At 68.0% G+C, this 11,306-nt stretch carries 13 protein-coding genes; 5 read left to right on the forward strand and 8 right to left on the reverse strand.

Annotated features, from left to right (window positions below; genetic code table 11):
* Positions 1-24 precede the first annotated feature (24 nt).
* From Q7V15_RS14930 to timA, 3 genes are read right to left on the reverse strand one after another with little or no spacing between them, the layout of a single operon-like run.
* Positions 25-591, reverse strand: coding sequence for a Smr/MutS family protein (locus tag Q7V15_RS14930; protein WP_304756540.1), 567 nt, complete (start codon positions 589-591; stop codon positions 25-27).
* Positions 588-1,673: an MltA domain-containing protein gene (locus tag Q7V15_RS14935; protein ID WP_304756541.1), complete on the reverse strand. Its 1,086-nt coding sequence runs from the start codon at positions 1,671-1,673 to the stop codon at positions 588-590. The genes Q7V15_RS14930 and Q7V15_RS14935 overlap by 4 nt, the downstream gene beginning before the upstream one ends.
* 4 nt (positions 1,674-1,677) lie before the next feature.
* Positions 1,678-2,298 carry a TIM44-related membrane protein TimA gene (timA, locus tag Q7V15_RS14940; RefSeq protein ID WP_304756543.1) on the reverse strand — a complete coding sequence of 207 codons (621 nt, stop codon included), beginning with the start codon at positions 2,296-2,298 and terminating at the stop codon, positions 1,678-1,680.
* Positions 2,299-2,507: 209 nt separating this feature from the next.
* On the opposite strand from timA, the gene secB reads away from it, so the two are divergent.
* Positions 2,508-3,014 carry a protein-export chaperone SecB gene (secB, locus tag Q7V15_RS14945; RefSeq protein WP_304756544.1) on the forward strand — a complete coding sequence of 169 codons (507 nt, stop codon included), beginning with the start codon at positions 2,508-2,510 and terminating at the stop codon, positions 3,012-3,014.
* Positions 3,015-3,091: 77 nt separating this feature from the next.
* On the opposite strand, the gene dnaQ is transcribed toward secB, so the two are convergent.
* Genes dnaQ through Q7V15_RS14970 form a run of 5 tightly spaced genes read right to left on the reverse strand, consistent with a single transcriptional unit; the run spans position 3,092 to position 6,749 of the window.
* Positions 3,092-3,796 carry a DNA polymerase III subunit epsilon gene (gene dnaQ / locus Q7V15_RS14950; RefSeq protein WP_304756546.1) on the reverse strand — a complete coding sequence of 235 codons (705 nt, stop codon included), beginning with the start codon at positions 3,794-3,796 and terminating at the stop codon, positions 3,092-3,094.
* 6 nt (positions 3,797-3,802) lie between these two features.
* Complete coding sequence (gene coaE / locus Q7V15_RS14955; protein WP_304756547.1) at positions 3,803-4,447, reverse strand: dephospho-CoA kinase; 645 nt, start codon at positions 4,445-4,447, stop codon at positions 3,803-3,805.
* A gap of 6 nt (positions 4,448-4,453) precedes the next feature.
* The gene (aroE, locus tag Q7V15_RS14960) at positions 4,454-5,320 is read right to left on the reverse strand and encodes a shikimate dehydrogenase (RefSeq protein ID WP_304756548.1); all 867 of its coding nucleotides are present in this window, start codon (positions 5,318-5,320) and stop codon (positions 4,454-4,456) included.
* Positions 5,317-5,910 (reverse strand): Maf family protein, encoded by a 594-nt coding sequence (locus tag Q7V15_RS14965; protein ID WP_304756549.1) that lies wholly within the window; start codon positions 5,908-5,910, stop codon positions 5,317-5,319. Before Q7V15_RS14965 ends, aroE begins: the two co-directional genes overlap by 4 nt.
* Positions 5,907-6,749 (reverse strand): pyruvate, water dikinase regulatory protein, encoded by an 843-nt coding sequence (locus tag Q7V15_RS14970; protein ID WP_304756550.1) that lies wholly within the window; start codon positions 6,747-6,749, stop codon positions 5,907-5,909. The genes Q7V15_RS14965 and Q7V15_RS14970 overlap by 4 nt, the downstream gene beginning before the upstream one ends.
* A gap of 531 nt (positions 6,750-7,280) precedes the next feature.
* On the opposite strand from Q7V15_RS14970, the gene hemE reads away from it, so the two are divergent.
* The 4 genes from hemE to rho all read left to right on the forward strand — a co-directional run.
* Positions 7,281-8,312, forward strand: coding sequence for a uroporphyrinogen decarboxylase (gene hemE / locus Q7V15_RS14975; protein ID WP_304756551.1), 1,032 nt, complete (start codon positions 7,281-7,283; stop codon positions 8,310-8,312).
* A complete protein-coding gene (gene hemH, locus Q7V15_RS14980) occupies positions 8,313-9,353 on the forward strand; it encodes a ferrochelatase (RefSeq protein ID WP_304756552.1) in 1,041 nt (346 codons plus the stop codon).
* Positions 9,350-9,811: a CopD family protein gene (locus Q7V15_RS14985; RefSeq protein WP_304756553.1), complete on the forward strand. Its 462-nt coding sequence runs from the start codon at positions 9,350-9,352 to the stop codon at positions 9,809-9,811. Before hemH ends, Q7V15_RS14985 begins: the two co-directional genes overlap by 4 nt.
* A 244-nt stretch (positions 9,812-10,055) precedes the next feature.
* On the forward strand, positions 10,056-11,306 hold a 1,251-nt coding region (rho, locus tag Q7V15_RS14990; RefSeq protein ID WP_304756554.1), incomplete at its 3' end, for a transcription termination factor Rho.

An 11,306-nucleotide genomic window follows, 5' to 3' on the forward strand; every position in this document is an offset into this window, starting at 1 on the left:
CTAACCTGGAATCTGGCTCTGCGCTCACCCTCTGGGTTTGCGCTTCAGCGCCACATAGAGGGCGCCGCCGCCCCCGTGGCGGCGGTGGGCCTCCGACACCCCGGCGACAATGGGGCGAAGGTGGGCCGCGGCCAGCCATTCCGGGGCGGCCCGGCGCAGGGCGCCGTCGCCGGTCCCGCGGGACCCCTTGCCCGTAATCACCAGCACCGCGCGGTGACCCTCCTCCCAGGCACGCAGCAGGAAGGCGTCCAGGGTCGCCCGGGCGGCGTCATAGGTCAGGCCATGCAGGTCCAGCCGCGCGGCGATCGGATCGCGTTCCCGCACGATGCGGTGGTGGCGGTTGGGCTCGATCAGTTCCGGCCCAGGCCAGGGGGCCGGCGGTTTTGGCCGGGCCGCCGGCGAGGGCCCTGGCGGCGTGCGCTTGGGGGGAAGCTTGCCCGGGGGCGGCTTACCGGGGGCGGTCTGGGCCGGCGGCGCAGGCTGCACGGGCTCGGCGGGGGCGGAGGGCGTATGGCGTCCGGGCAGAGGGTGGAGGGTGGCGGCCACGACCGACCAGAGCCTGTGCTCCTCAGGCCGAAGCGGGCGTTTCATGGGGCCGGGTCTGGCCCCACCCGGGGAACCAGCCGGACCATGCGCAGGGTGTGGCGGACCCGTCCCGCCTCCACCCCGGCCTCGGGCCCCGAACCCAGATAGAGGTCGGCGCGGACCTGGCCCTTGATGGCGCCCCCGGTGTCCAGGGCGACCACCAGCCGTCGGTAGACGGGGAAGGCGCCGGTGAGGATGGGGGCGGAGGCGTCGATCCAGAACAGTTCGCCCACCCGGTGCTGTGTCAGGTCCACAGCGATGGCATGGTCGGGGGGCAGGGGCACCCCGGCCGCCCCGACGGGATGCAGGCCGTCGTCAGCCTCCAGCCGGAACCATACATAGCGACGGTTCAGCCGCATGATGGCCTCGGCTTCTGGCCCGCGGTGAGCCGCCAGCCAGGCGCGGATCGCCTCGCCCGAGGTGTTGTTGGCCGCCAGGAGGCCGCGGTCGCGCATCGGGTTGGCGATGCCGGAAAAGGGCAGGTCGTTGTGGGCGGCGAACAGCACCTTGACCCGCTCGCCATCGGCGAAGGTCAGCACCCCAGACCCCTGGATCTGCAGGAAGAACAGCTCCTCGGGCCGCATCCAGGCCAGGACCTCGGTCGGGGGCGTCGCCTCGATCATCGCCCGGTCGGCGCGCCCGTAAAGGGCGGCGTGGTTGGCGGGCTTGGGCCGCACGGGGGCGCTGTATTCAGCGTCAGGGGATCTTCGGGCGGTATATTCGGGGGCGTAATAGGCGGTCAGCACCCCTTCGCCCGGCACCGGCTGCAGGCGGAAATTGGTTTCGAAAAAGGCCCGGGCCTCGTTGACCTCCAGGCGGGGATGGGACCGGGCCCGGCGGCAGACCTCGGCCTCGGCCGGCGCCCGGGCCACGCCGCAGGTGGCGCGGTAGGCGGCGAAGGCCTCGGCGTGGTCGGCCTGCGCCCAGCCGGTCAGGCTAGAGACATCCAAGGTCGGCGCGGGCGCAGGTTGTGACGGGGTCGGCGCCGGGCGCGGACCGGGCGCAGGAGTCTCCTCAGGTCCCCGCGCCGTGGCGCAGGCCGACAGCAGGAGGACGCCGCACAGGGCGCCGACCAGACGGAACCGCACGGCCCTAGGCCTCCGCGGCGTCGACGTGAACAAGCGTCCAGTTGGGGTCGCGACTCTTCAGATTGCGCTCAAAGGTCCAGAGCTCGGCCGTGCGCCGGTCGTCCACCGCCTCGCCCCGGGCGTCCTTGGTGCGGCTGCGGATCTCGGCCAGGAAACGCACGGTGACGCGGGCGGCGTCGCCCACCACCTCGGCCTTCTCCATGTCGGACCGGGGCGGGTGCAGAAACTCCACGGTCTCGGTGCGGCCCTCGGTCTCCCGGGCCGTGATCGCCGACTCAAAGGCCGAATAGACCTCGTCTGACAGAAGATTGCGCAGGGTGTCGCGATCGCCGGCGGCGAAGGCGTTCACGATCATCTCATAGGCCGCCTTGGACCCGTGGAGGAAATGGCTGAGGTCAAAGGCCCCGTCCCGGGCGCGGATCGCCGCCAGTCCGGTGAGCGCCACGCCCTCGGCCTCTTCGATGGACTCAAGGACACGTTCAGGCGCGCGCGGCGCGCTCGGCTGGGCTTCTCCGGCCGGCTTGTCCTCGGGCTGGCGTCCGACACGCCGCCCCAGCACCGAATAGAGCTGGTAGAGGACGATGGCCGCCAGGGCGGCGAAGATGATCAGCTCCAGTAGGGGCAAACGGGTCTCTCGCGGGCTTCTGTGGGCGATCAGGCCATAAATACGGCCCTTGTGTTGATATATAGTCGGTCCAAACGCCGTCGTCAGGAGCGACGTTGCATCAGGCTAGGCGCCATGTTAGCAGCCCGCGCCAGGAAAGGGCGGGTTTTCCCGCCAAAAGAGTGGTCGGCCCCGGCGCTGACCCGGCATCCCAGAACGGACAGACCCCCATGACCGACACCGACGCCGCCGCCCCCGACGGCCAGCCGAACGGCGCTGAGGCCTTTGTTCCGGGGGTGCGCATCCTGGCCCAGTTCATCCGCGACCTGTCCTTCGAAAATCCCCGGGCGCCCGACGCCCTGCGCGGAAACGGCGCCCAGCCGCAGATCGATCTGGGGGTCGAGATGAACGCCCGCGGACGCGAGGACGGCCTGTTTGAGGTGGATCTGAAGCTCTCGGCCCGGGCGGCTCGGGAAGATGGGCCGGTCTTCCATGTGGAGCTGCTCTATGGCGGCGTCTTCCAGATCAACGGCGTGGCGCCGGACGATCTGGAATCTGTCCTCTTGGTGGACTGCCCGCGGTTCCTGTTCCCCTTCGCCCGTCGGGTGATCGCCGATGTGACCTCGGACGGGGGCTTCCCCCCCTTCCTGTTGGACCCGATCGATTTCGCCGGCGTCTATGCGGCGCGCAAGGCCCAGGGCGACCTGTCACAGATGGGCGAGATCGGCCACGCCTGACCCCGGGGCCTGAGCCCCGTCGTCTTCAGCGGCGCCCTTCGGGGCGCCGTTTCTGTTTGGGCCCGTCGATTGGCGCTCTACAGCCCGTGTTTCTTCCAGAGCAGGTCGGACTTGACCTCGTCCCGGATGAAGGCGGCATGGCGTTCGCGCTCCAGGTCGCTGGCCTGAACCGTCAGGGGCCTCGGCCTTGCGCCGTAGCTCGCCTGGCGGGCGGCGCCGACCGCCTGGGCAACCATGGCCGGGGCCAGTTCCAGGCGCCGCTCGCGACCGCCCTTCAGCTCCAGATAGACATCAGCCAACAGCCGGGCGTCGATCAGCGCCCCGTGCTTCTCCCGGTCGGCCAGGGAAATCTTGAACCGTCGGCAGAGGGCGTCGAGGGAATTGGCCATGCCGGGGAAGCGGGCGCGGGCCAGCACCAGGGTGTCGACCCAGCGATGCTCGATGATCTCGATGCGGCCGCACTGGCCCAGCTCGAAATTTACGAAGGTCCGGTCAAAGGCCGCATTGTGGGCGACGATGGGGGCGTCACCGACAAAGTCGAGGAAGGCGTCCACCACCTCCGGGGCCTGGAACTTGGGCTTGCCGCGAAGAAAGTCCGCCGAAAGGCCATGCACCTTTTCGGCCTCTGGCGGCATGTCCCGCTCAGGATCAATATAGCAGTGGAAGGTCTTGCCGGTGGGAACGAAGTCCTCGATCTCCAGGCAGGCGATCTCCACCAGGCGGTGGCCTTCCCGGGGTTCAAAGCCGGTGGTTTCGGTGTCGAGGACAATTTCGCGGGCCATGGCGGTTCAATGGCCCGGTTCGGTTTGAGCTTCAACCGACCCTGGCCCCGGGGCCGCATCGGCCCTTGCGCGCAGGGCGTTCACAATTTCCGTGACCTCGCTTCGGGCGTGATCCAGGCCACGCCCGGTGTCGACCACATAGTGGGCCCGGGCGCGTTTCTCGGCGTCCGCGATCTGCTGGGCGAGGATGGCGTCCAGCCGCTCTGGCGTCATGCCAGGCCGGGCCAGCACCCGTTCGCGCTGCATCTCGGCCGGGGCGCTGACCACCACCACGGCGTCCATCCGCGCGTCCCCGCCGGTCTCGTAAAGCAGGGGGATGTCCAGGACGACCATGTCGGCGCCCTTGGCCTGGGCGTCGGCGAAGAAGGTCTGGCGGTCGAGGCCCACCAGGGGGTGGACGATGGCGTTGAGCCGTTTCAGGGCCTCGGGATCGCCGAGCACCTGCTGGCGCAGCAGCTCCCGGTCCACCGCGCCGCCCTGGACCACGCCGGGAAAGGCCTCGCCCACGGGCGCCACCGCGGCGCCCCCGACGTCATAAAGGTCATGCACCGCGGCGTCGGCGTCATAGACCGGGATCCCGTGCTCCCGGAACATGGCCGCGGTGGTGGATTTCCCCATGCCGATGGAGCCGGTCAGTCCGATGATCCGCATGTGGCCTCAGATCCTCTCGTTCAATCCCAGAGTCTTCAGCGCCAAGGCGCGGACGTCCACCCCCGCCGGCGGCCGAACCCCGAAGAAGGCGGTGAAGGAGGGAACGGCCTGACCGATCAGCATGGCCAGACCATCAACCGTTCGACGGCCCTCCGCCTCAGCCTGGGCCAGGAAGGGGGTCTGTAGCGGCTTATAGACCATGTCCATCACCACGCAGCTGGCTGGGGTGGCGGCGATGGGAACCTCCAGCGCCCCCTGGCCGGTCAGGCCGGCCGAGGTGGCGTTGATCACCGCGCCGGCCCCGGCGAAGGCCTGTTCGGCGGCGTCCAGCCCGAGCGCCGCCACCCGTCCGCCAAGGCTAAGGGCGATGGTTTCGGCCCGGGCGACAGTGCGGTTGAGAATACGGACCTCCGGCGCGCCCGCCGCCAGAAAGGCCGCCGCGGCGCCGCGGGCCGCCCCGCCGGCCCCCAGTATGACCACCGGCGCCGCCGTGGGATCAAACCCCGGCGCCTGGCTGGCGAAGGCGGCCAGCAGGCCTGCCCCGTCGGTATTGTCGGCGATGATCCCGCCATCGGTTTCGAACAGCAGCAGATTGGCCGCCCCGGCGGCCTGGGCGGCCGCGCTTGGCGTATCAGCCAGGGCCAGGGCCTCCTCCTTGAAGGGGAGGGTGACGTTCAGGCCCCGGATGGCGCCTCCCCGAAAGCCGGTCACCAGGGCGGCGAACCCGGCCTCCGACGGGCTGAAAGGGACATAGACGGCGTCGAGGCCGGCCGCGGCGATCCAGGCGTTGTGGATGATCGGGCTCAGGGAGTGACGAACCGGCGCCCCGACCACGCCGGCGACCAGGCCCGCGCCGGTGAGGCTCGAGCTCATGGAATCAGGCCCCCGTGCCGCCGCAACTGATCGAGCAGGCCCATCATCGGCAGGCCCAGTATGGCGAAATAGTCCCCCTCAATCGCGGAGAAGAGCTGAACCCCCGGGCCTTCGAGACGGTAGCACCCTACAGAGCCCAGAAGGACTTGCCCTTCCTCGGCGAGATAGGCGTCAAGGAAGTCCTCGGAAAAGTCGCGCATGACCAGGGTGGCGCTGGCGGTCTCCGACCACAGGACCTCGCCGTCCTTCGCCAGGGCCACGGCGGCGTGCAGGAAGTGCGGCTTGCCTCTCAGGGCCAGCAGGCGGGTTCGGGCCTCACCGAGATCGGCCGCCTTGTCGTGGAGGTGGCCCTCAAATTCCAGGGTCTGGTCGGCGCCCACCACCAGACCCGGCAGGCGATCGGAAACCGCCAGGGCCTTGAGCTCGGCCAGGGCCAGGGCGACGGCCTTCGGGCCACCCCCCTCAGCCAGGATGCGCGCCTTCACCAGGTCTTCGTCGACACCGGATACGGTCTTGTCGAACATGATCCCCGCGCCGGACAGGATCTGGCTGCGGGCCGCGCTCTGGGAGGCAAGGATGATCGGGGTCATCCCAGTATGTCCACCTGGCGGCCAGAGGTCAGCAGGTTCATCACCGCGGCGGCGGTCTCTTCCACCGAACGGCGAGTGACATCGATCACCGGCCAGCCCTGGCGTTCATAGAGCCTGCGGGCCATGACGATCTCGTCGCGGACCGTATCCACATCGATATAGGCCGAGGTGCGGTTTTCCTTCAGGCTGAGCAGGCGGTTGCGACGGATCTGGATCAGCCGGTCGGGGGAGATGGTCAGGCCCACCACCAGGGTGTTCTTCAGCTGCAGCAGTTTGTCCGGAATGGCCTGCGAAGGCACCAGCGGCACATTGGCCGCCCGCACCCCCCGGTGGGCCAGATAGATGCAGGTGGGCGTCTTTGAGGTGCGCGACACCCCCACCAGGACCACATCGGCCTGTTCCAGATCCTGGCCGCCCTGACCATCGTCATGCCCGATGGCGTAGTTCAGGGCGTCCATGCGGTTGAAATAGTCGTGGTCCAGGGCGTGCTGGGCGCCGACCCGGGTCGAGGTGGTCAGGCCAAGATAGCGCGACACCGCAGAAACCAGGGGGTCCAGGGCGGCGATACAGGCGATCTCCAGACGGCGGCAGCCCTCTTCCAGGGCCGCGCGCAGCTCCGCGTCGACAATGGTGTGGATCACCAGGCCCGGCGCCGATTCGATATCGGCCATGGCGCGGTCCAGCTGCCGCTGGGACCGGACGAGGGCATAGATGTGCTCGATGGGCAGGACGTCGTCGAACCGCGCGCAGACCGCGCGGGCCATGGCGTTCAGCGTCTCCCCGGTGGAGTCCGACACCAGGTGCAGGTGGAAATAGGTGGCGATGCGCGGGTGGGTCATACCGGGGCGGCGGCCTGCGACAAAATGCTCTTGGGGACGAGGGAGTCGATAAGTCTCTTAGCTGAGGCGCACAGGCTTGGGGATAGGCGGCGAATTATACCGACGACAAAGGCCGGTCCGACAGAGGGCGGGAAAAGCCGGGCCGTTGGCCCATTTTGGCGCACAGGATCATCCGCCCGGGAAAACCTTAACCAAAGGTAAACACAGCCCGCCCTGACTGCGGCCGGTCATCCTCAGGGCGCCGTCGGACGGGCGTTAAGAAATTGTTAAGGTTTGGCGGCCCCGCCAGGCGTTATGCCCACGACTCACAGGATCGGCCGGAGGTTTGGGACAAGGGGCGCAGAAACTGTGGGGAAGGTCGGTATGACCTTGGCCATAGGGGCTTATCCCCGGGTCTGACCGGCCCTACCGCTTCTTCTTCTCAAACAGACTCTATCTTTCAGGAAGAGGGCGGGTCCCTGAGGAGAACTCTGCGGGCCAGTCCCGCCTGGGCACTTGAGCAGGACGTCCTGAACGGCTTTAAGGCTTGGCATGAGCGACACTGCAAAGCCCCGCCTCCTTCGCGCCCTGGCCGGCGAAACCCTCGAGCGTCCGCCGGTCTGGTTCATGCGCCAGGCGGGCCGGTCCCTGCCGGAATATCGCGAGCTGCGCACCAAGGCCCCGGACTTCATCGCATTTTGCCACAATCCGCAGATGGCGGCCGAGGCGACCCTGCAGCCCATGCGGCGGTTTCCATTGGATGCGGCCATCGTCTTCGCCGACATCCTGCTGCTGCCCAAGGCGCTCGGTCAGAAGGTTTGGTTCGAGACCGGCGAGGGGCCAAGGCTCGGCGAACTGCCAGCGCTTTCGGCCATGGAGGCCGAGATCGAAGCCTCGACCGGAAGACTTTCCGAGATCGGGGAAACCCTGACCCGGGTGCGGGCGGAACTTGAGCCGGAGCGGGCTTTGATCGGGTTCGCTGGCGCCCCCTGGACCGTGGCCACCTATATGATCGAAGGCCGGGGGTCGGACCGTTCGGGCGCCCGGACCTATGCCTATCAGAACCCGGAGGACCTGGACCGTCTGCTGGACATCCTGGTGGAGTCCACCGCCCGCTACCTGGTGATGCAGGCCAAGGCCGGCGCCCAGGCGCTGAAGCTGTTCGAGAGCTGGGCCGAGGGCCTGGCCGAGGACGTCTTCGAGCGGATCGTCATTCGCCCCCACGCGGCGATCATCGAAAAGGTCCGCGCCGCCGGGATCGACACCCCCTTCATTGGCTTTCCCCGCGGCGCTGGCGCCCTGGTGGACAACTACGCCGCCAAGGTTCCGGTGCAGGCCGTGGCCCTCGACACCCAGGCCAGCGCCGCCCAGGGCCAGAGGATCCAGGCCGGCGGGAAGGCGATCCAGGGGGCTCTCGACAATCTGCTGCTGCGGGCCGGCGGCCCGGCCATGGACGCCCGCATCGACGCCCTGATCGAACAATGGGGCCAGGGTCCCTATATCTTCAACCTCGGCCATGGCGTTCTGCCGGACACGCCGGTGGAGCATATCGAACGCGCGGTCCGCCGCGTGACGGGGACCTAGATGAAGAAGAAGCTTGCGGTCGTCCTGTTCAATCTGGGCGGCCCCGATGGCCCGGACTCCGTCCAGCCCTTCCTCTTCAACCTGTTCCGCGACCCGGCCATCATCGGTCTGCCGGCCCCGGCCCGGTACGCCCTGGCCGCCCTGATCTCCGCCACCCGCAAGAAGAGCGCCCAGGCCAACTACGCCATCATGGGGGGCGGCTCGCCCCTGCTGCCGGAAACGACGGCGCAAGCCCAGGCCCTGGAGGCGGCGCTCTCCACCGCAGCGCCAGAGCTTGAGACCCGCATCTTCATCGCCATGCGCTACTGGAACCCCAGGGCCAAGGCGACGGCGGCGGAGGTGGCGGCCTTTGCGCCGGACGAGATCGTCCTGCTGCCGCTCTATCCGCAGTTTTCCACCACCACCTCGGCCTCGTCCCTGAAAGACTGGGCCAAGGTCTATCGGGGACCCGGCGTCTCCCGGGCGGTGTGCTGCTATCCGACGCAAGGCCAACTGGTCGCCGCCCATGCGGACAAGATCCGCCAGACCTGGGAGGCGGCGGGTCGGCCTGACAATGTTCGCCTTTTGTTTTCGGCGCACGGCCTGCCGGAAAAGGTCATCAAGGACGGCGATCCCTATCAGGCCCAGGTGGAGGCCACGGCCGCGGCGGTGGCGGCCCTGCTGCCGGACCTGACGGACTGGCAGGTCTGCTACCAGAGCAAGGTGGGGCCGCTGGCCTGGATCGGGCCATCCACCGAGGACGCCATCCGCCAGGCCAAGGCCGATGATCGGGGCGTGCTGCTGACCCCCATCGCCTTTGTCTCCGAACATGTGGAGACCCTGGTGGAGCTGGATCACGAATATGCCGAGATCGCCCACGAGATCGGCTGCGCCCCCTATCTGCGGGTTCCGGCCCTGGGGGTGACGCCAGACTTCATCGACGGGCTGAAGGCCATGGTGCTTGACGCCCTGGACAGCGGGGCCGACGTGGCGCCGGCCGGCGGCTGGACCTGTCCCGCCGCCTATGGGAAATGCGCCTGCAAGAGGGGGAGGGCGGCATGAACTGGTATGATCTGCTTCGGGGCCTGCACATCATCGCCGTGATCGCCTGGATGGCGGGCATGATGTACCTGCCCAGGCTCTACGCCTATCACACCGAGACCGCGCCGCCGGGCAGCGAGTTCGACGCCCACTTCAAGGTCTGGGAAGCCAAGCTCCTACGGATCATCATCAATCCTTCGATGGTGATCACCTGGATCTTCGGGATCAGCCTGATCCTCTATCATGTCTACGCCATGGGTCAGGGCTGGGCCTTCCTGCTGCAGCCCTGGATCGTTCTCAAGCTCGCCCTGGTGACCTTCCTGTCGGGCTGGCACGGCATGCTGGCCGGGGCGCGAAAGAAGATTGCGGCGGGCGAACGCCCCCGCAGCGCCAAGTTCTGGCGGGCCACCAATGAGATCCCGTTTCTGATCGCCATCGTCGCGGTGCTGGCCGTCACCCTGGAATTTGGCGCCCGCTGACCCCAGATGGGTTGAGACGGCCCTTGACCTCTGCCCCCCGCCTGTGGTTTTGCCTAGGCACACGCGGGAAATATCCCGCGCCCGCCTTTTCCGGCGCCGCGCGTTTCACGCCGACGGCCCGGCCCTCGAGACAACATAAACGGCGCCGCAGAGTTGGCGCCCCACCTCTCGTCCCCGCCCGCCCGGAGTCCGTCCGGCGGTGCGCGGCCCGACACATCCCCTCTCAGAGCTTTCAAAGACCCCGATGAGCGAAGACACCCAAAACGAAGTCCTGGACTCCCAGACCGACGACGACGCCGGCATGGACGCCGAAGACGAGCCGTCCCTGGCCTCTCAGGCGATCGCCGCCATGGGCCTGACCAAGATGTCGCTGCAGGAGTTGAAGGAGAAGTCCTCCTCCGATCTGCTGGCCTTCGCCGAGCAGATGGACATCGAGAACGCCAACTCGATGCGCAAGCAGGACATGATGTTCGGCATCCTGAAAACCCTCGCCGAAGAAGGCGTGGAGATTTCAGGCTCCGGCACCATGGAGGTGCTGCCTGACGGCTTCGGCTTCCTGCGCAGCCCCGAGGCCAACTATCTCCCTGGCCCGGACGACATCTATGTGAGCCCCTCACAGATCCGGAAGTTCGGTCTGCGCACCGGCGACTCCGTGGTCGGCGCCATCCGCGCCCCCCGGGAAGGCGAGCGCTATTTCGCCCTGGTCAAGGTTGACCAGATCAATTTCGAAGACCCGGAAAACGTCCGTCACAAGGTCCACTTCGACAATCTGACCCCGCTCTATCCCGAAGAGCGCCTGCGGATGGAGATCGACGACCCGACCCTGAAGGACCGTTCCGGCCGGGTGATCGACATTGTCGCCCCCCTGGGCAAGGGCCAGCGCTGCCTGATCGTCGCCCCGCCGCGGGTCGGCAAGACGGTGATGCTGCAGAACATCGCCAAGTCCATCGAGGCCAACCACCCGGAAATCTATCTCATCGTCCTGCTGATCGACGAGCGGCCGGAAGAAGTGACCGACATGCAGCGCACCGTGCGCGGCGAGGTCATCGCGTCGACCTTCGACGAACCGGCCACCCGCCACGTGCAGGTGGCCGAAATGGTCATCGAGAAGGCCAAGCGCCTGGTCGAACACAAGCGCGACGTGGTCATCCTGCTGGACTCCGTCACCCGCCTGGGCCGGGCCTACAACACCGTGGTGCCGTCCTCGGGCAAGGTGCTGACCGGCGGCGTCGACGCCAACGCCCTGCAGCGGCCGAAACGCTTCTTCGGCGCGGCGCGGAATGTGGAGCAGGGCGGCTCCCTGACCATCATCGCCACTGCCCTGATCGACACCGGCTCGCGCATGGACGAGGTCATCTTCGAGGAGTTCAAGGGCACGGGTAACTCGGAAATCGTGCTGGACCGCAAGGTCGCCGACAAACGCATCTTCCCCGCAATCGACGTGCTCAAATCGGGCACCCGCAAGGAAGAGCTCACCACGCCGAAGGACCAGCTG

The sequence above is a fragment of the Phenylobacterium sp. genome (genome assembly GCF_030651755.1).
Taxonomy (GTDB): domain Bacteria; phylum Pseudomonadota; class Alphaproteobacteria; order Caulobacterales; family Caulobacteraceae; genus Phenylobacterium.

What these genes read in the sequence shown, in the direction of transcription:
- Q7V15_RS14930 (WP_304756540.1), bottom strand. Translation starts at nt 591, where the DNA reads ATGAAACGCCCGCTTCGGCCTGAGGAGCACAGGCTCTGGTCGGTCGTG.
- secB (WP_304756544.1), top strand. Translation starts at nt 2,508, where the DNA reads ATGACCGACACCGACGCCGCCGCCCCCGACGGCCAGCCGAACGGCGCT.
- dnaQ (WP_304756546.1), bottom strand. Translation starts at nt 3,796, where the DNA reads ATGGCCCGCGAAATTGTCCTCGACACCGAAACCACCGGCTTTGAACCC.
- coaE (WP_304756547.1), bottom strand. Translation starts at nt 4,447, where the DNA reads ATGCGGATCATCGGACTGACCGGCTCCATCGGCATGGGGAAATCCACC.
- aroE (WP_304756548.1), bottom strand. Translation starts at nt 5,320, where the DNA reads ATGAGCTCGAGCCTCACCGGCGCGGGCCTGGTCGCCGGCGTGGTCGGG.
- Q7V15_RS14965 (WP_304756549.1), bottom strand. Translation starts at nt 5,910, where the DNA reads ATGACCCCGATCATCCTTGCCTCCCAGAGCGCGGCCCGCAGCCAGATC.
- Q7V15_RS14970 (WP_304756550.1), bottom strand. Translation starts at nt 6,749, where the DNA reads ATGACCCACCCGCGCATCGCCACCTATTTCCACCTGCACCTGGTGTCG.
- hemE (WP_304756551.1), top strand. Translation starts at nt 7,281, where the DNA reads ATGAGCGACACTGCAAAGCCCCGCCTCCTTCGCGCCCTGGCCGGCGAA.
- hemH (WP_304756552.1), top strand. Translation starts at nt 8,313, where the DNA reads ATGAAGAAGAAGCTTGCGGTCGTCCTGTTCAATCTGGGCGGCCCCGAT.
- Q7V15_RS14985 (WP_304756553.1), top strand. Translation starts at nt 9,350, where the DNA reads ATGAACTGGTATGATCTGCTTCGGGGCCTGCACATCATCGCCGTGATC.